This is a genomic window from Micromonospora alfalfae, from assembly GCF_022230925.1.
Lineage (GTDB): Bacteria > Actinomycetota > Actinomycetes > Mycobacteriales > Micromonosporaceae > Micromonospora > Micromonospora alfalfae.
In genome coordinates this window covers 217,058-240,802 of record NZ_JAKKFH010000034.1, presented here as the reverse complement: position 1 = coordinate 240,802, position 23,745 = coordinate 217,058, and the positions used below count along the sequence as shown (strand labels likewise).

22 protein-coding genes are annotated in these 23,745 nt (G+C 70.8%); 14 read left to right on the top strand and 8 right to left on the bottom strand.

The genetic code is table 11. The features are described from left to right. Positions 1–60: 60 nt before the first annotated feature. Positions 61–3,138 carry a S8 family serine peptidase gene (locus MED01_RS26780; protein WP_238671289.1) on the bottom strand — a complete coding sequence of 1,026 codons (3,078 nt, stop codon included), beginning with the start codon at positions 3,136–3,138 and terminating at the stop codon, positions 61–63. Between the two features lie 171 nt (positions 3,139–3,309). On the opposite strand from MED01_RS26780, the gene MED01_RS26775 reads away from it, so the two are divergent. Beyond that, positions 3,310–4,131 carry a protein kinase family protein gene (locus MED01_RS26775; RefSeq protein ID WP_238671288.1) on the top strand — a complete coding sequence of 274 codons (822 nt, stop codon included), beginning with the start codon at positions 3,310–3,312 and terminating at the stop codon, positions 4,129–4,131. A gap of 105 nt (positions 4,132–4,236) precedes the next feature. Here MED01_RS26775 and MED01_RS26770 read toward each other — a convergent pair whose 3' ends face one another. Continuing rightward, the gene (locus tag MED01_RS26770; RefSeq protein ID WP_238671287.1) at positions 4,237–5,487 is read right to left on the bottom strand and encodes an HNH endonuclease signature motif containing protein; all 1,251 of its coding nucleotides are present in this window, start codon (positions 5,485–5,487) and stop codon (positions 4,237–4,239) included. A 213-nt stretch (positions 5,488–5,700) separates the two neighbouring features. Continuing rightward, positions 5,701–6,180 (bottom strand): winged helix-turn-helix transcriptional regulator, encoded by a 480-nt coding sequence (locus MED01_RS26765; protein WP_238671286.1) that lies wholly within the window; start codon positions 6,178–6,180, stop codon positions 5,701–5,703. Between the two features lie 102 nt (positions 6,181–6,282). On the opposite strand from MED01_RS26765, the gene MED01_RS26760 reads away from it, so the two are divergent. Then, positions 6,283–7,860, top strand: a complete 1,578-nt coding sequence (locus MED01_RS26760; protein WP_238671285.1) for an MFS transporter — start codon at positions 6,283–6,285, stop codon at positions 7,858–7,860. Here MED01_RS26760 and MED01_RS26755 read toward each other — a convergent pair whose 3' ends face one another. Continuing rightward, positions 7,861–8,727 (bottom strand): oxidoreductase, encoded by an 867-nt coding sequence (locus MED01_RS26755; RefSeq protein WP_238671284.1) that lies wholly within the window; start codon positions 8,725–8,727, stop codon positions 7,861–7,863. Between the two features lie 154 nt (positions 8,728–8,881). On the opposite strand from MED01_RS26755, the gene MED01_RS26750 reads away from it, so the two are divergent. Then, positions 8,882–9,763: a helix-turn-helix domain-containing protein gene (locus MED01_RS26750; RefSeq protein WP_238671283.1), complete on the top strand. Its 882-nt coding sequence runs from the start codon at positions 8,882–8,884 to the stop codon at positions 9,761–9,763. 5 nt (positions 9,764–9,768) lie between these two features. On the opposite strand, the gene MED01_RS26745 is transcribed toward MED01_RS26750, so the two are convergent. After that, a complete protein-coding gene (locus MED01_RS26745) occupies positions 9,769–10,260 on the bottom strand; it encodes a winged helix-turn-helix transcriptional regulator (RefSeq protein WP_238671282.1) in 492 nt (163 codons plus the stop codon). Between the two features lie 144 nt (positions 10,261–10,404). On the opposite strand from MED01_RS26745, the gene MED01_RS36200 reads away from it, so the two are divergent. The 6 genes from MED01_RS36200 (at position 10,405) to MED01_RS26715 (ending at position 15,445) form a co-directional block, all read left to right on the top strand. Continuing rightward, the gene (locus tag MED01_RS36200) at positions 10,405–10,737 is read left to right on the top strand and encodes a nuclear transport factor 2 family protein (RefSeq protein ID WP_238671281.1); all 333 of its coding nucleotides are present in this window, start codon (positions 10,405–10,407) and stop codon (positions 10,735–10,737) included. 51 nt (positions 10,738–10,788) lie between these two features. Next, on the top strand, positions 10,789–11,331 hold the full coding sequence (locus MED01_RS26735; protein WP_238671280.1) for a TetR/AcrR family transcriptional regulator: 543 nt from the start codon (positions 10,789–10,791) through the stop codon (positions 11,329–11,331). A gap of 87 nt (positions 11,332–11,418) precedes the next feature. Next, positions 11,419–12,447, top strand: coding sequence for a medium chain dehydrogenase/reductase family protein (locus MED01_RS26730; RefSeq protein WP_238671279.1), 1,029 nt, complete (start codon positions 11,419–11,421; stop codon positions 12,445–12,447). Positions 12,448–12,735: 288 nt separating this feature from the next. After that, positions 12,736–12,909, top strand: a complete 174-nt coding sequence (locus tag MED01_RS26725; protein ID WP_238671278.1) for a hypothetical protein — start codon at positions 12,736–12,738, stop codon at positions 12,907–12,909. A gap of 156 nt (positions 12,910–13,065) precedes the next feature. Beyond that, positions 13,066–14,280: a PP2C family protein-serine/threonine phosphatase gene (locus tag MED01_RS26720; RefSeq protein WP_238671277.1), complete on the top strand. Its 1,215-nt coding sequence runs from the start codon at positions 13,066–13,068 to the stop codon at positions 14,278–14,280. A gap of 97 nt (positions 14,281–14,377) precedes the next feature. After that, a complete protein-coding gene (locus MED01_RS26715) occupies positions 14,378–15,445 on the top strand; it encodes a DUF2855 family protein (RefSeq protein ID WP_238671276.1) in 1,068 nt (355 codons plus the stop codon). Positions 15,446–15,451: 6 nt separating this feature from the next. Here the strand turns inward: MED01_RS26715 and MED01_RS26710 are convergent, their stop codons facing one another. Both MED01_RS26710 and MED01_RS26705 read right to left on the bottom strand, forming a co-directional pair. Beyond that, entirely contained in the window at positions 15,452–16,258 is an 807-nt protein-coding gene (locus tag MED01_RS26710; RefSeq protein WP_238671275.1) for an RNA polymerase sigma factor SigF, read from the bottom strand. Positions 16,259–16,489: 231 nt separating this feature from the next. Then, positions 16,490–16,675 (bottom strand): hypothetical protein, encoded by a 186-nt coding sequence (locus MED01_RS26705; RefSeq protein WP_238671274.1) that lies wholly within the window; start codon positions 16,673–16,675, stop codon positions 16,490–16,492. Positions 16,676–16,994: 319 nt separating this feature from the next. Between MED01_RS26705 and MED01_RS26700 the strand changes: the two genes are divergently transcribed. Both MED01_RS26700 and MED01_RS26695 read left to right on the top strand, forming a co-directional pair. Continuing rightward, complete coding sequence (locus MED01_RS26700; protein ID WP_238671273.1) at positions 16,995–18,875, top strand: sigma-70 family RNA polymerase sigma factor; 1,881 nt, start codon at positions 16,995–16,997, stop codon at positions 18,873–18,875. Beyond that, a complete protein-coding gene (locus MED01_RS26695; protein ID WP_238671272.1) occupies positions 18,872–19,552 on the top strand; it encodes a DUF305 domain-containing protein in 681 nt (226 codons plus the stop codon). Before MED01_RS26700 ends, MED01_RS26695 begins: the two co-directional genes overlap by 4 nt. 53 nt (positions 19,553–19,605) lie before the next feature. Here the strand turns inward: MED01_RS26695 and MED01_RS26690 are convergent, their stop codons facing one another. Then, entirely contained in the window at positions 19,606–20,166 is a 561-nt protein-coding gene (locus MED01_RS26690) for a GNAT family N-acetyltransferase (RefSeq protein WP_238671271.1), read from the bottom strand. A gap of 81 nt (positions 20,167–20,247) precedes the next feature. Here MED01_RS26690 and MED01_RS26685 point away from each other — a divergent pair, with 81 nt between their 5' ends. The 3 genes from MED01_RS26685 to MED01_RS26675 are packed head-to-tail and all read left to right on the top strand — an operon-like array spanning position 20,248 to position 23,722. Next, the gene (locus MED01_RS26685) at positions 20,248–20,958 is read left to right on the top strand and encodes a siderophore-interacting protein (protein WP_238671270.1); all 711 of its coding nucleotides are present in this window, start codon (positions 20,248–20,250) and stop codon (positions 20,956–20,958) included. Then, positions 20,955–22,226: an MFS transporter gene (locus tag MED01_RS26680; RefSeq protein ID WP_238671269.1), complete on the top strand. Its 1,272-nt coding sequence runs from the start codon at positions 20,955–20,957 to the stop codon at positions 22,224–22,226. The genes MED01_RS26685 and MED01_RS26680 overlap by 4 nt, the downstream gene beginning before the upstream one ends. After that, a complete protein-coding gene (locus MED01_RS26675; RefSeq protein ID WP_238671268.1) occupies positions 22,223–23,722 on the top strand; it encodes an MFS transporter in 1,500 nt (499 codons plus the stop codon). The genes MED01_RS26680 and MED01_RS26675 overlap by 4 nt, the downstream gene beginning before the upstream one ends. The last annotated feature ends 23 nt before the right edge of the window (positions 23,723–23,745 follow it).

Here is a 23,745-nt window from a genome sequence, read left to right as displayed (position 1 = left end):
CGGGCCGGCGGACCGGCGGTGACCTGGGTCACACGCCGATCCGCCGGGTTGGGGGAAGGGTCAGGACTGGATGGTGACCGGCACCGTCTTCAGCGAGCCGTCACCGTTGCGGAACTCCAACACCCCGAGGTAGCGCTGGCCCGGAGCGAGGCCGAACCAGCGCATAGTCAGGTTCGCCGTCGCGCCCGGCCGCACGCTGCGCTGCTTCGGGTCGATGGTGAACCGGCCGGTGGAGGTACCCGGCGCGCCCGGCAGGTAGCTGGTGACCGTGTACGCGTTCGCGCCGTCCTTGATGTTCTCGGTGAACTCCTGCTCGACGACCACGATGTAGTCACCGGCACCGTCCGGCAGTGTCACCTTGGCGCCGTCCCGGCCGCTGGCTGTGGCGGTGACGAACTTCCCGGACTTGTCGTAGACGTTGAGGCTGAACTCGGTGCACTCCATCACGCCCTCCTCGTCGTCCCAGTCGATGTGGGAGCAGGTGGGCCGCTCCGACGTCACCTGGACGAGTGGGCTGCGGGTCCCGGCCGGCACGTGCAGTGTGGTCCTGCTGATCGACGCGGGCAGCGGCACCGGCAGGTTGTTCGACGTGCTCCAGTCCCAGCTCGGCCCGTCGCCCTTGAGGGTGACCACGTTGCTGGTGCCCGAGGTGAGCCCGGAGAGCTGGGAGATCAGCTGACCCTGGTAGCCGACCTCGGCGGCGATCCGGACGCTGCCGAAGGTGCCCTTGCCGGTGATGGCGTCGGGGGCGACCAGCCCGGAGTTGCGCACCACCAGCGGGCTGCGTACCGCGTGCTTGAACTGGTCGCGCCAGGTCAGCGAGCCGTCGGCCCAGGTGTCGAAGGCGCCACCGGTGTTGGTGACCTCAACAGTGAAGCGGGCGCTCTTGCCCGGGCGGATCTGCAGCTTCTTCGGGGTGACTTTGACCTGGTAGCCCGGCGGGGCCTGCACCGACGAGGAGTAGGTGCTGGTCTTGTCGCTGACGTTGGTGACCGTACGGGTCACGGTCTGCTTGCCCACCATCCGGCCGAGCGAGATGGACGGGTAGTTGAGCTGTGCCGTGTCGATCGCACCGATCGTGTCGCAGCCGTCCAGGCCGCCGAGCCCGTAGTCGCCGCCACGGTCGGCGGAAACCCCACACAGGTACTGGATCCAGTCCTGCTGGTTGGAGTCGTAGACCAGGCCCGGGTCGAAGGCGCTGCCCGGCTCGACCTGGCCGGCGCCGTAGTTCAGCGGGGTCGCGTCGTACGTGCCGATCTTGATCGGGTTGCCCTTGTCGGTCTTATCCACCGCGCTGGTCATCAGCGCCGAGCGGACCGCCGCCGGCGACCAGCCGGGGTGCTTGGCAAGCAGCAGGGCGGCGATGCCGGCGATGTGCGGCGCCGCCATCGAGGTGCCCGACTCCAGTGCGAAGTCGTTGCCGCCGATGGACGGGGAGAACGCGGCGACGATGTCCTGACCGGGCGCGCTGATGTCCGGCTTGAGCAGCTCACCGGCGTTCAGGTTCGACGGGCCCGCCGAGGAGAACGCGGCGACAGCGGGCGCCTCGACCGTCTCCAGCCTGCTCGGCGAGATGGTCGCAGTGGCGTTGCCAGTGGCGACGTACGCGGTGACAGTGGCCAGGTCGACCTCGTTGATGTGCACTGTCGGCACTGCCTGCACATCGGCGTTCAAGGAGTTCAGCTCGTCGTTGTAGAGCACCATGCCGACGCCGCCGGCCCGCGCCACCTCGATGCTCTTGTCGGTACGCGGGATCTCGCCACGCAGGCAGAGCACTATCGCGCCCTTGACCTTGGCCGGATCCAACGTGTCGTCGGCGCAGAGGCCGGCACCGTAGGCGCCGTCCGGGTCGATCGCGCTGTCCTTCGCGAAGACCAGTGGGGCCGGCCCGACACCGGTCTCGCCCATGCCCACACCGGCGATGGTGGTGCCGTTGCCGAGGGTGAGCTTCCGGGTGTTCTGCCGGTCGGTGGTGCTCGCGGCCACAGTGGTCAGCCAGGGCGTCGAGTTGTCGACGGTGTTGGCGAACGGGCCGGAGTTGCCGGCGGCGGCGGCGACGAACACCCCGGCTGCGGCCGCGTTGAAGAACGTCGCGTCGACAGCCCCGAACCGCTCGGTGTCGTCACCGATCGAATAGTTGATCACGTCGACGCCGTCCGCGACCGCGTCGTCGATGGCGTGCACGATGTCGATGTCGGTACCTGTCGCGCCACCAGCGCCGTTGTCGTACAACGCCTTGTAGATGGCCAACCGCGCGGCCGGCGCCATGCCGGAGATCATGCCCAGGTCCTGGGTACCCGACGTGGCCCGCACGCCGTGGATGCCGGCCGCGGTGCTGGCGGTGTGGGTGCCGTGGCCGTTGCGGTCGCGCGGCGAGGAGTAGTCGTCCGGGAACGCCTCGGCGATGCCGCTGTCGTTGTACCAGCGCGCCCCGATCACCTTGTTGTTGCAGGTGACCGGCGCTTCGACGCCGACGTCGCAGGTGCCCTTCCACTTGGCGTCGATGATGGCCTGGTCAGGGCGCGGGCTGGGCAGCGGCGCGAAGCTCGCGCTCTCCGGCCAGTAACCGCTGTCGATGACCCCGATGATGACGCCCTCACCGGCGTGGGAGTCTGAGCCGAACTCCTTGTTCCACACCCCGCCCTTGCCGGTCAGGCCCAGGTAGTCGGGGGTGTGTGAGGTGGCGGCGTGCACCTTCTGGCTCTCGTACACCGCTCGGACGCCGTTTGTGGCGCGCAGCCGGGCGGCCTGCGGCCCGGTCAGGTCGGCGGCGAAGCCGTTGAACGCGGTCTCCATGGTGACGCGGGTGCGCTCGGCCGGCACACCGACGTGGTCCAGCACCGACCTGCGCTGCTGGCGCAGGTGATCCCGGTACGCGTTGGCGTTCCCGGACGTGCGGTTCAGCTTGGCCCCGTCGGCCGGCTTGGTCGCCCCGATCCCGGGAACCCCGCCGGTGTAGGTGGCCAGCGGCTCCTCGGCGAGCTGGACGAGGTAGCGGGCGGTCGGCCCACTGCTCGCCGGCGCGGCGGTGGCGCTGGCAGGCAGGCTGGTCAGGCCGGCTGCGGTCAGCGCCACGGCGGCCAGCATGCTGACCCCGTACCTGGCCCGTCCGGTCCGATGTGCGTTCGGTTGTGGCACGTCGTTGCCTCCACGTTCAGTGCCGGCCGCCACGACTGATGACGGTGGCCGAAACCTAGGATCGGTACCGATCATCGAGAAGCACCCGTAACCTCGCTGTCATCTTGGAAACAAGCTCGTAACACAACGGGTACTTTGCGCGTCATTTGGGAGCGCCGACATGGGGGATCCATGGCATTTGGTCGGATGCCCGTGCCGCCGGTCGAGTCGGCCTTCGTGGTCTTCGACGCGCAGGACTCCGGATGCCTCTCCTACGGCGTCGAGGAGGCGGGCCGCCGCTGGCTCGTCAAGACGGCCACCACCGTCGAGGGCCGAGCATCCCTCGACCGGGCCGTCGCGGTGCATGCCGCAGTCAGCCACCCGGCCATCGTCCGTCCCACCTGGACGATCCACGGCACTGCTGGACCAACCCTCGTCTACCCCTGGTGCGACGGCACCGTCCTGAACCACGCCACAGCGCACGGCACGGACCGCAGCGCGCTGACCCGGTTCCAGCGCCTGCCGGTCCCGCAGGTCGAGGTGGCGCTCGACGCGATCCTCGACGCCCACCTCGCCGTCAGCGCCGCCGGCCTCGTCGCTGTCGACCTCTACGACGGCTGCTTCCTGTACGACTTCGCCGCCAACCGGATGCGGCTGATCGACCTCGACGAGTACCGCCGCGGCCCGTTCGTGCTCGCGGCGGATCGGCTGCCAGGTTCACGTCGCTACATGGCACCAGAGGAGTTCACCCGTGGCGCGATCATCGACGAGCGGACCACGGTGCACAATCTCGGCCGCGCCCTGCACCACCTACTCGACTCGCCAGCGGACCTGCGGTTTCCTCAGGACGACCGGCGGAGCTCACCACAGGCTTGGCGGGGCAGCAGCGACCAGCGCCGGGTCGTGGAACGCGCGACGAGGCAGCCGCCGGACGCACGGTACCCAGGCGTGTCAGCACTGGTCCGCGCCTGGCGGCTGGCGACACCCGTGGAGGGTGGCGCATTCGTCATCTAGGCGCCGAGGTGCTGCCTTCGTCGTCTAGCGCCGGAAGGGTCGTGTGCGTTGTCCAGCGCGCGGAGGTCGCCCGCCTTGACGGGCCGCCCGGTCGGCCGGCTGCTCCTACGTCCGTCGGTGGTAGTGGTTGCGGCGGGGGACCTGCTCGGGATCGAGCCAGGCGGGCGGGGTGAATTCGGGGTGGCCGTCGCTGCCGAGTCGGACACTCCAGTCGCTGTGGTGAATGTGTCGGTGGTGGTAGCCGCAGAGCAGCACGGCGTTGGCCAGGCTGGTTAGGCCGCCGTCGGCCCAGTGCTCGATGTGGTGGGCGTCGCACCAGCGGGGTGGTCGGTCGCAGCCGGGGAACGCGCAACCCCTGTCGCGGAGCACGAGGGCGCGTCGCAGAGGCCCGGTGATGAGGCGGCGTTGCCGCCCGACGTCGAGGATTTGGCCAGCGCCGCCGAGGACGGCGGGCAGGACGCCGGCGTCGCAGGCGAGCCGGCGCACCGCTTCCGGGGTGAGGGTGAGTCCGGTGTCGAGGGTGCCGGCGTCGAGCTTTGCCGTGAGCGCGTCGTAGGTGCTGATGACGACGATCTGGGCGGGGTCGTTGCCGTGTTCGGGTAGGTCGCTGGTGCGCAGGCTGAGTCGGCAGACGTCGGTGAGCGCGTCATGCCGGCGTTGCCCGGGGGAGCGCTGATCGTCGGGGCCTGATGGCGTGGTCAATGGGTCGATGGCCGCGCGGAGCAGACCGGCGGTTTCGGCGTCGAGGATGCCGGTGAGCCGGAGTCGGCCGTCGGTCTGTTCCGACAGCGTGAGGTGACGGTCGCGGGCGGCACGGGCCGCCTCGGCCTCCATGGCAGCTTTGGCGGCGGCGTCGGCGAGGTCAGGAGCGACGTGGTCGAGGATGCGGTTGCCGAGTTTGCGCAGCAGGGAGGGGTCGAACTGGCCGGCCCAGTCGGTGAGGAGGCTGACGGCCTTGTCGGCGGCCTCGGGGCCGGCGGTGGCCTGCACGGTGCCGACGGTGTCGGCGATGACCCGGGCCTGGTCCAGGCTGATGGTGCCATCAGCCAGCGCTTGTCGGATGCCGGGATTGCCGGCGTCCAGCGCGGTGGCGAGGTCGATCAGGCGGCGGGCGGCGGGAACCGTCAGCCGCAGTCGTTCGCGGAGCCAGACTGCGGTGGAGGAGGCTCCTTGACTGCGGGCCGTGCCGCGGCCGTCGATCTCACGAATCAGGGTGAGGGTGACGGCGGCGAGGCGTTGCTGAAGGCGGTGTGCGGCGTCGAGCGCGGCGATCAGCTCCCGTTCCGGGACCGGCCAGGCGGGGGCGTCGACGCAGGCGACGACAGCGTCGTCTGCCAGCGCCAACTCCTTGAGCATGACCCGACACTAGAACAGGTGTACGACACTTTCAGTCACATGATCGATTGGATGACGGCACCTGCCGTGGCGTTGCCGGCCGCGCTTGTTGTGAACCAATGCCGTCAGTTCCGCTGCGGCGGATGGTTCGCGGCCAGGAAGAGCTGCCGGACCGGGGCGTTGCCGCGCGACCTGGGTGGCGGCAGTGCGGTGGTCCGGCCACGGCCTTCCGGTTCAGTCGCGGCGGACGAGGCCCGGGCCGGCGATGATGTCGATGTCGCTGTCGGCGATCTCGTGGCCGGCGGCGCAGCGGAGTACGGCGCGGATCGGCTCGCCGCAGTCGTGGTGGGTGGCGACGACGGACGGGCCGGTGTCGGTGGCGGCCCAGGTGTCGCCCCAGTTGCGCAGTGCGGTGATGACGGGCAGGAGTTCGCGGCCCTTGCGGGTGAGTTGGTACTCGTGGCGGGTGCGCTGCCCGGGCTCCCGGTAGGGGATCCGTTCGAGCAGTTCGGCGGCGACCATTTCCTTGAGGCGGGCGGCCATGGCGGGCTCGCCGACGCCGACCCGGCGGACGAAGTCGTCGAAGCGGCGCGTGCCGAGCAGGGCCTCGCGCAGGATCAGGACCGTCGACCTGCTGCCCACGATGTCCATCGCCCGGGCCACCGAGCAGTTTTCGCTCGTCCAGGAATCGCGATCGCCTCGTAGGTCCTCCATGCCCCCAGCGTACCTGACTTGCATGGAGGCTAGCCAGGTGCTTCACTGGGGCAAGCTGACTTCAGCATGCGCAAGTCAGACCATCAGCCTGAAGGATCTTCAGTGACCACTAGCGCCACGGCCTCGACCCCATCCGGAGCGGCCCCATCCGGCAAGACCTCACCAGGGCCGGCCGCGCCCGCCCGCTCCTCCTTGCGCGGCTCCCGCCCGGTGACCCTGATCGCCATGTGCCTGGGCGCGATGATCACGTTCCTGCAGATCACCGCGACGGTCTCCGCGTTGACCACGATCCAGCAGGACCTGCGGGTCGACCCCACAACTCTGGTCTGGATCCCCAGCGCCTACACCCTGATGGTGGCGAGCGTCGTGCTGTCCGCGGCCACCCTGGGCAGCCGATACGGGCGTAAGCGCATGTTCGGCGCCGGGGTCGTCGCGATGATCGTCGGCGCAGCCGTCGTGGCTGAGGCTCCGACCGTCGGGTGGGTGATCGTGGGGCAGTTGGTCGCCGGCCTCGGCGGGGCCCTGATCCTGCCGAACAGTCTGGCGATCCTCGGCGCGACCTTCACCGATCCGCACCGACGGACCGAGGTCATCACCGCGTGGTCGGCGGCGTCCGGCATCGGCCTCGCGATCGGCCCGCTCATCGCCGGCTTCCTGTTGCGGCACTACCAGTGGCACAGCGTCTACCTGTCGACGATCGCGCTGGGGCTGGTCACCCTCGTCGTCGCCATCGTCGGGGTGGCCGAGTCCCGGCCGAACGCCGCCCGACTCGACGTGCCCGGCCTCCTCCTGGGAACCGTCGCCATCGCGGCCGCCGTCTACGCGCTGATCCAGGGCGGCAAGGTCGGCTACACCAACCCGGTGGTGTCGACGGCCTGGGTTGTCGCGGTCGTCGCACTTGTCGCGTTCGTGCTGGTCGAGCTGCGGACCAGCGCGCCAATGCTCGACGTGCGGCTGTTCCGGTCCGCGTCGGTCAGCGCCGTCATGGTCGTCGGCGCGGTGTCGCTGTTCGGTTTCACCGGCGTGGCGATCCTGTTGGTCCTCTTCCACGAACGTGCCCAGGCGCTCAGCCCGCTGGACACCGGCTGGCGGATGCTGGTGCTCTTCGGCGCGTACGTGCTGGTCGCCTTCGGTGCCGGGCGCGCGATCCGTCGTACCGGATTCAAGGCGCCGTTGACCCTCGGCCTGGTCCTCGGTGCGGTGGCCAGCTTCGCGCTGGCCAACCAGGGGCCGACCACGTCGTTCGGTGACCGCTGGGCGCTGTTCGTGTTGTTCGGCGCGGCCAGCGGTCTGGTGGTGGCCCCGGCGACGGCGGCGGCGTTGGCCAGCGTCGCGCCCGCCCAGGCAGGCATGGCCTCCGGCGCGGTCAACGCCGCCCGCCAGGTCGGCTCGGTGCTCGGCTCGTCAGTGCTCGGCACGCTCCTCACCACCACGATGGTGGCCGACCTGCCGGACCGGCTCGCCGCGCACCAGATCGGCGAACCCACCCGTACCGCAGTGCAGGCAGCGGTGGCCTCCGGCGTCAACGGCAGCCAACCCCTGCCCGACCCGGTCCGGGCGGCGATCGCGGAGGCACTGACCTCCGGTGTCCAGGCCGGGTTGCGGATCAACGGCATCGTCTTCCTGGTCACCGCCGCGCTGGCGCTCACCCTGATCCGCAACCGGCCGCACCAGCACTAGCTAGGAAGCCAGCGCGTCCAGTTCCTCGATGGCGTCGGTCGGCAGTTTCAGGTCGGCCGCCGCCATGTTCTCCCGCAGGTGCGCCACGCTGGAGGTGCCGGGGATCAGCACTGTGGTGGGGGAGCGCTGGAGAAGCCAGGCGAGGGCGACCTGCTGCGGTGAGGCACCCAGTCGGGCGGCCACGCCGTCGAGCGTGTCGGACTGCAAGGGCGTGAACCCGCCGAGCGGGAAGAACGCCGCGAACGCGATGTTCTCCGCCGCGCACCGGTCGACCAGGGCGTCGTCCTGCCGGTTGGCCACGTTGTAGAGGTTCTGCACGGTGACCACCGGCGCGATGGCCTGGGCCTCGTCGAGCTGGTCGAGCGTCACGTTGCTGAGGCCGAGGTGCCGGATCAGGCCCTCCTGCCGCAGCTCCGCCAGGGCGGCGAACTGCGCGCCGAGCGGCGCGTCGCCCGTGCCCTCCGCCACGCCTACCCGCAGGTTGACCACGTCGAGCACGTCCAGGCCGAGGTGGTCCAGGTTCTCCCGGACCTGGGCCTTGAGGTCGTCCGGCTCCAGGGCCGGGATCCAGGAGCGGTCGGCGCCGCGCCGCGCGCCGACCTTGGTGACCAGGTGCAAACCCTGGGGGTACGGGTGGAGCGCCTCGCGGATCAGCTCGTTGACCACCACGGGCCCGTAGAAGTCGCTGGTGTCGATGTGCCGGACGCCCAGGTCGACGGCCTCGCGGAGTACGGCGAGCGCCTGCTCGCGGTCGCGGGGCGGGCCGAAGACACCCGGGCCGGCCAACTGCATCGCCCCGTAGCCCATCCGGCTCAGGGTGAGGCCGTCAGCGGGGGTGAGGGCACCACCGGGAAGGTTCTCGCTCATCTCATCCTCTGCTCGTTGTCGTGGTGACATCTGGGCCGCTTGGAACCGGCCCTCCGACGACTGTGCGTCGGCAGTCGCCCGGCCGGCAGGGCGAGCTGTTCCTGGTAGTGACACAGCCAGTCACCGGGCCGCCCGGCGATCTACCGTCGGTGGCATGGACGCAACGAACCCGCTCGGTGACTTCCTGCGCGCCCGCCGGGAGCAGACCCGGCCCGAGGACGTCGGGCTCGGCCCGGGCGTTGGCCTGCGCCGGGTGCCGGGGCTGCGGCGTGAGGAGGTGGCGATGCTGGCCGGCATCAGCGCCGACTACTACCTCCGGTTGGAGCAGGGGCGCGAGCGGCACCCTTCGGTGCAGGTCCTCGATGCCCTCGCCGGGGTGCTGCGGCTGGATCCGGAGGCGACCGCGTACATGATCGGGTTGAGCCGGGCGCGGTCGCGTCGGGCGGCCCGACCGGCCGCCGAGCGGGTCCCGGCCAGCATCCTGCACCTGCTGCGGCAGCTCTCCATGCCGGCCTTCGTGCAGAATCGCTACCTCGACATCCTGGCGTCGAACCCGATGGCGAGGGCGCTGTCGCCGAATCTCGCCCCGGGCGCCAACCGACTCCGCGCGGTGTTCCTGGACCCGGCCGAGCGGGAGCTGTTCCGCGACTGGCGGCAGGCGATGCAGAGCGTGGTGGGGCAGATGCGTGCCGACTCGGGCGGGGCCACCGACGACCCACGGTTGACGGCACTGGTGGGGGAGTTGTCACTCAAGAGCGACTGCTTTCGGCAACTGTGGGCGCGACACGAGGTGCGTCGGCGGGAGGGCGTGGTCAGCCGGCTGCACCACCCCGAGGTGGGCGACCTCGACCTGTACTGCGACAAGCTCGCGGTGGCGGGCGCCGACGGGCAGTTGCTGGTGATCTACCACGCCGAGCCCGGTACGGAGTCCGCCCGCTCGTTGGCGCTGCTCGGCTCGATCACCGCCAGCAGCGCCGACGACCTGCCGGACAGCCTCCGACCCGGCGACCCGGCCCGCCTCTATCCGCTGGAGTGACCAGGTCAGGGCCGCTGCGGGGTCGCCTGGGTGGGGATGTGCTCGTAGCGTTTGCGCATGGTCTCGCTGGCGGCCGGGCCGGCGGCGAACACGAAGTCGGCGTCGTCGAGCGGGCGACCGCTGTTGCGGTCCACGATCACCGGGTCGGCCTCCAGCCCGGTGGTCCGGTCGACGAGGATCATGCTGCGCTCGCTCGGATCGAGACGTGAGTTACCCCAGGCGGCGAGGGCGACGACGACGGGCCGCAGGCTGCGGCCGAGGTCGGTGAGGACGTACTCGTAGCGGTCGGGCCTGGTCTGGTAACGGCGACGTTCGAGCAACCCCTGACCGGTGAGGGTCTTGAGTCGGCTGGTCAGGATGCTGGACGAGACGCCCAGGTTGGCCTGGAACTGGTCGAACCGGGTGTAGCCGTCGAAGGCGTCGTGCAGGATCAACAGCGTCCACCACTCGCCCACATGGCCCAGCGCGCTGGACAGCGGGCATTCGCGGTCCTCCAAGCGGATCTTCCCGGCCACAACTGTGCCCTCTCCCGAGTAGGTGCTAGTCTCGAAGTTAGTAGGTGCTATTTCAGAAGTAACTGTACGACGTCCGGGTGGCATGTGCCTCCTGCTGCCCAGCGACGTCCGGAAGGGTCTCCAACCGTGACTGTCACCCAGGCCGCACCGGCCATCATCCGCCGCTACTTCGAGCTCGCCGGCCGGCCCGACTCCGAGGACTACTTCGCCCTCTTCGCCGAGGACGCCGTGGTCGAGGACGAGTCGACCGAGTGGCGGGGCATCGAGGCCATCCGCGCGTGGCGTCGTGCCGTGCCGCTGGTGTCGTACGAGATCACCGACGTCGAGGACACTCCCGCCGGCACCGTCGTGACCGCGACGATCACGGGCGACTTCCCCGGCAGCCCGTTCGCCGGCCTCCGTTACCGCTTCAGCGACTACGACGACACAGCGATCCGGCAGCTGCGGATCGCACCCTGAAAGTCCGCGCCAGGCTTGACGGCGATTGTTTGTGAGTGCACACTTACAAACATGCGATCCACCGCCGAGGCCCGCCGGGTCACCGTCCTGAACACCGCCGTGTCGGTGTTCGCACGCGCCGGCTTCCACGCCACCCCGGTCACCGCCGTGGCCGCCGCCGCCGGCATCTCCGAGGCGTACGTCTTTCGGCTCTTCTCCGGAAAGCTCGGCTTGTTCGTGGCGGCGGCCGGGGTGTGTTTCGACCGGATCGCTGACGCGATCGAGGCGGGTGCGGAGCGCGCCGAGGGTGACAGCCCGCAGGAGATCCTCGACGCCATGGGCGGTGCTTACGCGGAGCTGATCGCCGATCGCGACCTGCTGCTCTTCCAGGTGCAGGCGCAGGCCGTCACTGACATCCCGGAGATCGCCGAGGCGGTGCGGGCCGGTTACCGACGGGTCGCGACCTTCGTGCAGAGTCGGGCAGGGGCCAGCGACGCGCAGGTGCAGCAATTCTTCGCGTACGGCCAGTTGTGCCACCTGATCGTGACGGCCGGCCTGGAGCAGGTCCCGGAGCCCTGGGCTCGCGCCCTGACCGCCGGCATTCGCCACCCCTGACCGACCCCGATGCTGGGCCGCTTCGGCGGCCCGCTCTTTTGACCCGACAAGTGTGTGAGTACGCACTTACAAACAAGGGAGAACCCGATGACCACCGACACGATCACCGAAGTGGTGCTGCCCGGCGTGGTGGAGCCCGACGGCCTCCTGCTGCACCGACGCGCGATGCCAGTGCCCGCCCGGGGGCAGGCGCTGGTCCAGGTCGAGGCCACCGGCATCTCGTTCGCCGAGCAGCAGATGCGCCACGCGCTGTACCCCGGCCAGCCGAAGTTTCCGTTCGTGCCCGGCTACGACCTCGTCGGCACCGTCCGGGAGGTCGGCCCCGACGGCGACGACGCACTGGTCGGCACGCGGGTGGCGGCGGTCACCAAGACCGGCGCGTGGGCCACGCACGCGCTTGTCGACATCGACGCCCTGACCCCGGTGCCGGCGGGTCTGGACCCCGCGGAGGCCGAGACCGTCGTCGTCAACGGGGTGACCGCCTGGCAGATGCTGCGGGACGCCGACCTGACGGCCGGACAGACCATCCTCGTGCACGGTGCGAACGGCGGCGTCGGGAGCGTGCTCGTCCAACTCGGCCGACACCTCGGCCTGCGGGTCATCGGCACCGCCGCCGAACGGCACCACGCCGGGCTGCGCGAACTCGGCGTCGAACCCCTTGACTACCGCGACCCGGAAATGGCGGCGCGGGTCCGCGAGCTGTCGCCGGGTGGCGTCGACGCCGTCTTCGACCCGGTCGGCGGCCCGGGCGTACGCACCTCGTACGCCCTGCTCGCCCCCGGCGGCAAGCTTGTCGTCTACGGCAACGCCGCCGCCGTCGGCACCGGGCAGTCGGTCGTGTGGGTCTTCGTGAAGCTGCTGACCCGCCTCTACACCTGGAACGCGCTGCCCAACGGTCACCGGGCCGGCTTCTACAACTTCTGGGCCGGCCAGCTCACCCGCCGCGCCGCGTTCCGCCGTCGCCTGCGTACCGACCTCGGCATCGTGCTCGACCTGCTGCGGCAGGGAGTGATAGTGCCGCAGATCGCCGCCCGCTACCCGCTCAGCGAGGTCTCCGCGGCACTGGTGTTCGCCGAGAACCGCAGCCGGGCCGGCAAGGTGGTGCTGGAGCCCTGACCTCCGGCCCATCCAGGGCGCTGGTGCGGCTGGCCGCCGTGAGGGCGTACGGTGAACATGTCGCCCGGGGGACCCCGGTGGCCGCGAGACGCCGTCGCCACCAGCCCACCAGGGCGTTAGCGCTCATCTTCTCCGTCGCCGCGACGTACCGGCCGTGTCGGCTGACCGCGGACCGCGTCCCGACCGACAGGTCGGCGCGTCGTCGGCGTCCGGCGGTCGGTTGCCCGACGCGCACTCGAGTTCATCCTCAGTGCACATTGTTTCGACGCTCAACTAGGGGAGTACCAGATGAGGATCGCCAGGGACCGAATCGTCGCCGCACTTCGCGACCGGGGTCAACTGGCTCGGGCCGCCTGGGTCGAGCGTGAACTGCCCGAGTGGGTGGACCCGGCCAAGCACTCCGGGCTGCTCGCCACCCTGGACCTCAACCCGGCTGACCTCGCCGAGGCGCCATCCTCGTGAGGGTGGCGCGGCTCGGGCCGGCCGCCGGTGGTGTGATGATCGCGGCGCGCCCTGGCGTGGAGGCGACTCGGTAGGCGCCGGTGCGCGGCGGGCGAGGTAGCCTCACCGCTCGCGCTACGTGCTCCCGCGATCCGGGAGGACAGGGGGAGGTGGAGCATGGCCGACGTTGGCGAGGTGGTGCGTTGGTTGCAGCTCAACGCGCCCCGGGGCGGCCCGGACGAGGTGTCGCAACTGGTCTCCCGTGCGGCGCCCGCGATCGACGCCAGCGAGATGGTGATCTATCTGGCCGACTACACGCAGACTCTCCTCGTGCCGCTGCTCCGCGCGGGTCTCGACCGGGGCCAGTTGCCTATCGAGACGACGCTCGCCGGCCGGGCCTTCACCACCCTCGACATCCAGCGCGCGCCCGACAACCCGGACCGGGTGTGGGTGCCACTGCTGCTCGGGTGTGAGCGGATGGGCGTACTGGAGATCGTCTCGCCGGCCGCCGCCGACGAGACGATGGATGCTCCGGCCTGGGAGGTGGCGGTCAACATCGCCCAGATCCTGGTCAACCGCCGGCTCTACGGTGACGTGGTCGAGCGGATGCGGCGGCGAATGCCGATGCAGGTCGCGGCCGAGATCGTGTGGGGCCTGCTCCCACCGCTGACCTTCGCCACCGACGACCTTGTGGTCACCGCCATCCTCGAACCGTGCTACGACGTCGGCGGCGACATCTTCGACTACGCGTTGAACGACGACGTCCTCAGCGTCGGGCTCTTCGACACCTGTGGGCACGGCATCAAGGCGAGCACCCTGGCCTCGCTGGTGGTCAGCGCGTACCGCAACGCCCGTCGGTGCGGCCTCGACCTGGTCGACACGGCGATCAGCATCGACCGCTGGGTGCGGTCCGAGCACCCGAACTTCTTCGCTACCGGGTTGCTCATCGAGTTGGACCGACAGACCGGCCGACTCAGCATGATCAACGCGGGTCACCCCGGTGCGATGTTGCTGCGCGACGGCAAGGCCGTTCGGGAACTTCCCGGGCCGACAGTGTTGCCGCTCGGCCTGGGCCACCTGTCACCTCGCCGACCGTGGGTACACGTCGAGGACCTGCACCCGGGCGACCGCATCCTCGCCTACACCGACGGCATCACCGACGCGCGCAGCGCCGAGGGTGAGCAGTTCGGGCTGGACCGGCTCGTCGACTTCGTCAACCGTGCCCTGAACGACGGGTTGCCCAGCCCGGAGACGATGCGTCGCCTGGTCCGCGCCGTCGTCGGCTACCAGGACGACCAGCTCGAGGACGACGCGACGGCCCTCTTCGTGGAGTGGCGGCCTCCGCACCTGCCGCTCGCGCACCTCCGCGACCTCGCCGCGCTCCGACACTGACCCCGCGCCGCAGCGCCCCGACCCCCCGGCTTGCGCAGTGGGATTTTGCACTCGCAGTGCACTTGTCTCCGATTGCGAGGCTGTCTAGCGTCACCTCATGGCTGACTCATGGACCTTCGCCGTGGCGCGTGACGACCTCGGGCAGACCACGCTCGTCGATGGCTTGACCCCTGCCCCGGCCGACGGCGAGGCGCTGCTGCGTGTGGACCGCGTCGGCCTCACCGCCAACAACGTGACCTACGCGGTGCTCGGCGACGCGATGCGCTACTGGCAGTTCTTTCCGCCGGCGGCCCAGGGCCTCGGGCCGCAGTGGGGCCTGCCACCGCTCTGGGGCTTCGCAGAGGTGGTCGCCTCGGCGGTGGCCGGGGTCGAGGTGGGGCAACGGATCTACGGCTACCTGCCGCCCGCCGGTCACCTCGTGGTGCGACCGGACCGGGTCGACGCGACCGGGTTCCGCGAGGCGAGCCCGCACCGGGCCGAGTTGCCGTCGCCGTACAACGCGTACCGGTCCACCGTCGGCGACCCCGCGTACCAGCGCGACCAGGAGGATCTGCTGATCCTGTTCCGGCCGCTGTTCTTCACCTCGTTCATGCTGGCCGACCAGGTGGTCGACAACGACTTCTACGGTGCCGAGGCGCTGCTGGTGTCGTCGGCGTCGAGCAAGACAGCGTACGCCGCCGCGTTCGAGCTGCACCGGCGAGGGCCGCGCCTGGTCGGTGTCACCTCACCGGGCAACCTGGCGTTCACCAGGTCGCTCGGCTGCTACGACGAGGTCGTGTCGTACGACGACATCGACGCCCTCGACGTGGCCCCGACCGTCTACCTCGACCTGTCCGGCTCGCCCTCGACCCGTGCCGCGGTGCGTCGTCGCCTCGGCGACCGCCTGGTCCGGGACATCGCGGTCGGGCTCACCAACCAGACGCCGAACGCCGACGCCGCCGAGGAGGTGTTCTTCGCGCCGGTGCAGATGCGCAAGCGCAGCCACGACTGGGGCCGCGACGGCCTCGACCAGCGGTTCACCGAGGCCTGGCAACGCTTCGCCGCCGTCGTGAGCGGGTGGCTAGACGTTCGGGTGGGTGCCGGGCCGGCGGCGCTGCAACACGCGTGGCTGGACGTTCTCGCCGGTCGTACGCCGCCACGGGTGGGCCACGTCATCCAACTCTGATCAGGCTCAGGCTGCGATGTCCGGGTTGAGCTGGCGGCGTAGCGCGGTCAGCGAGCGGGTGATCAGTCGGGACACGTGCATCTGCGAGACGCCGATCCGGTCGGCGATCTGGGCCTGGGTCAGGTTGCCGTGGAAGCGCAGGCTCAGAATCTGACGCTCGCGTGCCGGCAGCGTGGCGAGGGCCGGGCCGAGGGCGACGCGGATCTCGACGAGATCGAACTCGTGGTCGTCATCGCCGAGGGTGTCCCCGAGTTCGCGGCTGCCGTCGGCCCCGGTCGGGGTGGACAGCGACGTGGCCCGGTAGGCACGCGCACCCTCCAGCCCTTCCAGGACCGTCTCCTCGGACACGTCGAGGTGGGACGCGATGTCGGCGACTGTCGGCGAGCGGCCGAGGGTCTGGGTCAGCGCGCTGTTCGCCGCGCTGATCGACAGGCGCAGCTCCTGGAGGCGGCGGGGCACGCGCACCGCCCAGGTGCGGTCCCGGAAGTACCGCTTGATCTCGCCGATGATCGTGGGAATGGCGTACCCGCTGAAGTCGACGCCTCGGTCGTGGTCGAAGTTGTCCACTGCCTTGATGAGCCCGACGAAGGCGGTCTGGGCCAGGTCGTCGTCGGGTGCGCCGCGTCCGCCGTAGCGGCGCGCCAGGTGCCGGGCCAGCGGTAGCCACGCCTCGATGGCACGGTCCCGCAGTGCTGGGCGGCGGGGATCGTCCGCCGGGGTCGCCGCCAGGGTGGCGAGCAGCTCATCCGGGCTCTGGTCGCTGCTGCGCTGGCTGACGCGGGTGCTGGTCGCGTTCTCGACGATTGTGGACATGTGGTGATCCCCTCCCGCACATGCCCGTCGATCGGGTCGACCGGAAGGATCTCCGAACCGGCTGACGCCGGGGCGCACGTACGGGCGAAGGTGCGCTGTCGCAAGGCCACGAGCACGGGCCTCGCCACCGCGTCATGTCGTTCACTTGATGACCCGGACACTACCCGAAAGACCGACTAGTTTCTAGCCGAAAGTATGAGGCTAGGCGTTTGGAGAGGGAGCAGGCGGGGATCAGCCGCGCTGATCCGAGGGGTCGACAGCGCCGGGCGTCGGCTGGGCCGGCTGCACCGCGAACGGGTGACGCAGTTGCCGCATAGCCTCCTCGCTGCTGTCGAAGGTCACCGCCGGTCCGTCCAGCACGTCACCCTGCGACGTGGCGAGGAACAGGGCGGGTCGACCGTTGTCGTTCGATGTCATGCAGGGATCCTGTCTCTACGAAAGGGGTGCGTCCGGGCCTCGGCAACGTCGGCCGTGCGACCCGGTGACGCTTCGGCGCACACGTTGGCGCCCGAATGCTGGTGTCCTGTGCACGGGCGAGCGCCCGGCGACACCGACACCCCGCACCATACCCGGCGCCGCCGCCACATATGCGCCGCCGACGGACCCGCCTCGCTTGTGACGAACCGGCCGCCCAGGAATTCTGTAATCCCACCCGCTGCCGCGAGTCTCCGATCTTGAGGGCGGTCAGCACACCCAGCGTGGCTGCCGCGCGGATGAGCACCCAAGGAGTGGACCCATGTCGTCAGCCGGTCGAGCACTGCCCGATGTCGGGTTGGTCGTCGCGGCCCGGCAGGGTGACCAGCGCGCTCTCGACGACGTCGTCGCGGCCTCGCTCCCGCTGGTCTACAACATCGTCGGGCGTGCGCTGCGCGGGCACGCCGACGTCGACGACGTGGTCCAGGAGACGTTGGTACGGGTGATCCGGTACCTGCCCGCGCTCAACGACCCGGCGGCATACCGGTCCTGGCTGGTGGCGATCGCCATCCGCCAGGTGCGTGACTGGGAGACGCGTCGCCGCGTCGCGCTCAACCGCGACGCCGGGCTGGACGCGATCCACAACGTGCCCGACCCGGCCTCCGACTTCGCGGGGATGACCATCCTCCGGCTCGGCCTCACCGACCAACGACGCGAGGTGGCCGAGGCGACCCGCTGGCTCGACCCGGACGACCAGGAACTGCTCTCGCTGTGGTGGCTGGAGGAGACCGGCGAGATCACCCGCAACGAGGTCGCCGACGCGCTCGGGTTGTCACCCGGGCACGTCGCGGTGCGGATCCACCGGATGAAGGAGCAGATCCAGAGCGCCCGTGGCGTCGTCCGCGCGCTCCGCGCCCGCCCTGGCTGCCCGGACCTGGGCGCCGTGACCGCCGAGTGGGACGGCACGCCCAGCTCGCTGTGGCGCAAGCGACTGGCTCGACACGTCCGCGACTGCGCGTTCTGCGGACGGCTGGGAACCACCCTCCTGCCGATCGACCGGCTGCTGGCCGGTATGCCGCTGCTGCCGCTCCCGGCGGGTCTCGGCGCCCACCTGCCGGGCGCGGCGGCCCCCGCCGCCGCGCAGGCCGTCGTACCCCCGGCCCCGGCGGCCGGACCCGCCGCCGGGCCGACCCCACCCGGCGCGGTGTCCGCCGATGCGGGCGGCGGCCCGAGCGTCGTCGACCTCGCGGTGAACCGGCCCCGTGGCCTCGTGCCGTCCCTCGCCGCCGGTGTGGCCGCCGCCGTCCTGGCCATCACCATGGCTGTGGTGATCCTGCCGGACGATCCGTCCGCGCCCTCGTGGGCGGCGCCGCCGTCTGCCGCGCCCACCGCCGTCGCCACCCCGAGCGTCGCGCCCTCACCGAGCGCACGGCCCTCGTCGAAAGCTCCGGTCGCGCCGGCGGTCAGCTCCGCCCGCAAGGGCGTCGGGGTGTGGAACTTCGCCGGAGCGAGTCAGGCGTTGGCGAACTCCAGGGCCAGCTGGTACTACACCTGGGGCACCCAGCACGCGGGGATCAGCACCCCGCGTGGTGCGACGTTCGTGCCGATGATCCGCAGCGCGGAGAACGTCACCGCGGCGGAGCTGGCGCGGGCCAGGGCCGCCGGGCCGTACCTGCTCACCTTCAACGAGCCGGACCTGCCCGAGCAGGCGAACATGACGGTCGAGCAGGCGTTGGACCTGTGGCCGCAGCTGATGGCGACGGGCAGCAAACTGGGCAGCCCGGCGGTCGCCTGGGGCGGGCCGGACCCGCAGGGTTGGCTGGACAGGTTCATGACCGGCGCAGAGGCCCGCGGCCACCGGGTGGACTTCATCGCGCTGCACTGGTTCGGCGCCGACTTCACGACCGCCACCGCTGTGGCTCAACTCCGGCAGTACCTCCAGGCCGTCTACCAGCGGTACCGGAAACCGATCTGGTTGACCGAGTTCGCGCTGATCCGCTTCGCCGGGGGCGGTTCGCAGTTTCCCGGTCAGCAGCAGCAGGCGGCCTTCCTCACGGCGGCCACCGCCATGCTCGGTCAACTCCCCTACCTCCAGCGTTACGCCTGGTTCGGGCTACCCGCCACGGACAAGGACCGGTCCGGGTTGTTCAGCGACGGGACCGGCGCGACAATGGTCGGCCGCGCGTTCCAAGCCGCCCGGTGAGCACTGGCGAACTGATGGACGAACAGGGCATGGCGGAGCGCAGAGGGCCTCGCGTACCTGCCGGGCGGCTGGTCGGCGTCGTCGCGACAGTGGTCGCCACGGCGGTGGCCGTCGGGCTCAGCCAGGGCTGGGGTCGCACCAACCAGGCACCAGCAGCGTCGTCGGTGGCAGCGTCGTCAGCCGCCGCGGTGCCGGCCGTGCCGGTGGCACTCAACGGCACCGACGACGCCTTCATCCAACTGCTGATCCCGATGAACGAGGGCGCGCTCGCGCTGATCGATCAGCTCGACACCCGTCCGGCGGATCCGTCGCTGCGGACCCTTCTCGGCGAGGTCCGGAAGGCCCATCAGGCGGAGTTGCGGGACCTGCGTGGGCTGTTGGCCGTGGGCAACACGCCGGAGCTGAACATCCACGAGGGGCATCAGATGCCCGGCATGGTCACCGAGGCCAGCCTCGCCGAGCTACGTGCCACGTCCGACGCGGAGGTGTCGTCCCGGGCGACTGGCCTGATCCGGGCGCACCTCGCGCAGACAGTGGTGCTGTGCCGGGGCGAGCAGACCGCCGGGGGAAGCCCGGAGGTGAAGGCGCTCGCCGGCCGGATCCAGCAGGCGCGGGCCGCCGAGCTGAACATGCTGGACAACCGGCCCGGCGCGCCCACAGCCGCACCGGGCGGCTGAGCGCACCGGACCCGCAGCGCGGCACGGTCGCGCCGGTGCCGGTCGCGTGGTGGTCAGGCCGGCGTCGGGTGCCTCTCCGCGAACCGGGCGCGGGTCAGGAACGCGAGTTGGGCCCGCTTGTCCGGCATGTCGATCTCCGAGTCGAAGGTGAAGCCCTCGATCTCCAGCCGACGCAGGGCGAGGTGGTTGCGGACGTCCGGCTCCACCACGATCCGCTGGGCGGCCGGGTCGCGGAACAGGAAGCGGGCGACGGCCGGGCCGGCCGCGTTGGTGAGGCTGCGGGCGAGGCGTCGGTCGGGGCTGAGCAGCAGGTGCATCCCCACGTCGCCGGGCTGGACCGGGTAGCGCTCGCCGACCGGGTCCGCCTCGGGCTGATAGCTCTGGAAGAGGCCGACCGGCTCCCCGTCGACGGTGATCAGGTACGCGTGGTGCGTGGGGAGGCCGTCCACAAAGGCGTATGTCTCGCGGACCTCTTCGAGAGTGTGCGAACCCATGCCCCAGAAGGAGTTGCGGGGCAGGGTCACCCATTCGTGCAGGAGTGCGGCGTCCCGGTCCGGGTCCACTGTCACCAACGACAGCTCGCCGAGACCGGCGATCTTCTCCTGGTACGTCATCGGGCGCTGTCCTCTGTTCCATCCGGGGCGCAACTTAGGTTAACCTCCCCTAACCAAGGATGACCTTACCTGGAGGGGTGCGTGAAACGGAACTGGGAGGCCCTGGTCCTCAAGGCCATGGGAGGGCGGGACTTTCGGTTGACCGTCCTGAGCACCGAGTCAATCGACGGGCACTACCAGCGTCTCCTCCTGGACGGGGGCGGCCTGCTGGAGACGTGTGGGGTGCACCCCACGATGTGGATCCGGCTGTGGTTCGACAACGACGGCCGGGCCCACCAGCGCGCGTACACGCTGGTCGACCCGGACCCGGCCACCGGCCGATTCACACTCGAATTCGCCATCCACGACGGGTGCGCGGCCCGCTGGGCCACCACCGCCACTGTCGGCGACACCATCAGCGCGACAGTGCAGGGCAGCGCCTTCGAGCTGCCCGACCCCGCGCCCGAGCACCTCTACCTGGTCGGCGACGCGGCCTCGCTGCCCGCGGTGAACAGCCTGCTCGACGCCGGTGCCGACATCCCGGCGACGATCTGGCTGGAGTACGCCCACGAGGGCGAGAAGGCACTCGCGCTGCGGGCCCGGGCGCACCACGACGTCACCTGGGTGCCCCGGCGCGACGCGGGTCAGCACCTCGTCGACACGGTCTGCGCGGCCCTGTCGACCAGCGACGCGGGCCACTACTGGGTGGCCTGCGAGGCGGCCACCACCCGGGGCATCACCCGACACCTCCGCAAGACGCTGGGCGTCGACAAGGACCGGTTGACCTCCCTCGGCTACTGGAAAGCGGCATGAAGGGCCGGCTCGGCACCCTTACCGCGCTCTACGTCACCCAGTACCTCGGCGTCGGCTTCATCACCGTCGGGCTCACCGCCATCCTGCGCGACGGCGGCACCTCGCTGGACACGCTGGCGCTGTTGCAGATCGTCGGCCTGATCTGGCCCATCAAGTTCCTCTGGGCGCCGATCCTCGACCGGTACGGTTCGAAGCACCGCGGCCACTACCGGTCCTGGCTGCTCGTGCTCCAGACCGCCCTGGTGCTCGCCCTGCTGGCGCTGGTGCCGTTCGCCAGGCCGGCCGACGCGCTCGGCCCGATCATCGCGATCTGCGCCGCGTACGTCTTCTTCTCGGCCACCCAGGACATCGCAGTGGACGCCGTCGCGGTCCGGATGCTGGCCGACTCGGCCCGGGGGACCGGCAACGGCATCCAGGTCGCCGCGAGCTACCTCGGCAACCTGCTCGGCGGTGGCGCCTGCGTCCTGGTCTACGACCAGTTCGGCTGGGTGCCGGCGATCGGCCTGCTGGCCGGGATGACGGCTGTCGGCCTGCTTGTGGTGTGGCGGTTCCGGGAGCCTCCTCGTACCGATCGGGTGGAACGGGTCGGCGCGGCGTACCGGGCGTTGCTGTCGGTGTTCGGCCAGCCGGGCTGCCGGTGGTGGACCTTCGGTGTGGTGCCACTGGTCTACGTCGGCGCGGGAATGGCGTACGCCCTGGTCACCCCGGCGCTTGTCGACGCCGGATGGTCGCTGGGTCGGATCGGCGTCGTCACCGGCGTGGTGACCAGCGCTCCGGCCATCGTGGCGGGCCTGGTCGCCGGGCTCGGGATCGGGCGGTTCGGGCGCGGTGGAGTGCTCGTGGTCGGCGGCGTGGCGCTCACGGTGTCGACGTTGCTGCTGCTGCCGCTGATGAACGGCCGCGCTCCGCTGGGCGGGACGGTCGCCGCGCTCTGCTGCTTCATGGTGGCCTACACCATCGCCAACGTCGTGCTCTACACGGTCAACATGGACTACTCCCGGCCCGACACCGGCGGCACCGACTTCACAGTGCTGTCGTCGTTCGGCCTGGTCTGCTCGTTCGTGGCGGCGTCCATCGGTCTCGCGGCGGCCGACCGGGTCGGCTATCCGGCGGTAGCGGTCGCAGCCATCGTGCTGGTGGCCGCCGGGGTCGTCCTCGGCCTCTCCCACCAGCGGCGATTCCCGCACCGGCAGGGCCCCGCCGTCGAAACGGCGGCCGGGCAGCCCACCGATCCGCAGGCGCTGGACGGCGTCAAGGCGGTGGCGTGACCAGCGTCCAGCCGGCCACCGACACAGCGACATCGGCACTACTGCCACAGCGATGGCTCATCCTGGCCGTGCTGTGCGTCGCGCAACTGGTGGTGGTGTTGGACAACACGGTGCTGACCGTGGCGGTGCCGGTGCTCACCACCGAGTTGGGTGCCAGCACCGCCGAGGTGCAGTGGATGATCAACGCGTACGCGTTGGTGCTGTCCGGGTTGCTGCTCACCGCCGGTAGCGCCGCCGACCGGTACGGCCGCCGTCGGATGCTGCTCGCCGGGCTGGCCCTGTTCGGGGTGGGCTCGCTGGCCGCCGGTCTGGCCAGCACCAGCGGGCAGTTGATCGCCGCACGGGCCGGGATGGGCGTCGGTGGCGCGCTGCTGGTCACCGCGACGCTCGCCGTGGCGATGCAGGTCTTCGACGCCGCCGAGCGGTCCCGGGCGATCGGCATCTGGGCCGCCACCAGCGCGTTGGGCTTCGCCATCGGGCCACCGATCGGCGGCACGATCCTCGCGCATCTGCCGTGGGGCGCGATCTTCCTGATGAACGTGCCGATCGTGCTGGTCTGCCTGCTCGTCGGTCGCGCGCTGGTTCCCGAGTCCCGCGGGACGGCCGGCGGCCGACTCGATGTGCTCGGCGCCGTGCTCTCCACCGCCGGCCTGGCAGCGGTCGTCTGGGCGATCATCGCCGGGCCGGAGCGCGGGTGGGCGTCGACCGAGGTGACCGGCGCGGGGGCTGTCGGCGTACTCCTGCTCGGGATCTTCGTGCGGTGGGAGCGACGGATCGCGCACCCGATGTTGGACATGCGCTTCTTCCGGGACCGGCGCTTCGTCGGTGCGATCTCCGGCGTCGTGCTGATCACGTTCGGTGCCACCGGCGCGCTCTTCCTGCTCACCCAGCATCTCCAGTTCGTCAGGGGTTACCCCGCCTGGGAGGCCGGTCTGCGGATGGCGCCCTTCGCGCTGTCCATCGTGCTGCTCAACGTCAGTGGCGTCGTCGCGAGTGTGATCCGTCGGCTCGGCCTGGCTGTCGCCATCGCCGTTGGCATGACGCTTCTCGCGGCCGGTCTCGCGCTGGTCACCCTCGTTCCGTCCGACGGGTACGGGGTGCTGCTTGTCGGGTTGCTCGTCATGGGTGTCGGTTGCGCGTTGGCCAATCCGGCCATCGTCGAGGCGGTGATGAGCGCGATCCCGGCGGCGAAGGCCGGCGCGGGCGCGGGCGTCGACGGCACCATGACCGAGGTCGGCAGCAGCCTCGGCATCGCGGTGCTGGGTGCCGTGTTGAACGCCCGGTTCGCGGCGCTGCTGCCGGCGGCCCTGGCGGGCGCCGGGTCGTTTCCGGCGGCTCTCGCCGCCGCAGGTGAAGGGGCCGAACGGGAGGCCGTCACTGTCGCCTTCGCCTCGGCGCTGGAGACGGGGCAGTTGGTGGGCGCGGCTGCTGTGTTGATCGGTGGACTGGTTGCCGCCGGATTGCTGCACCGGGCGGATCACGCTAAAACCGCATAATAAGGATAGGCTACCCTAATAGT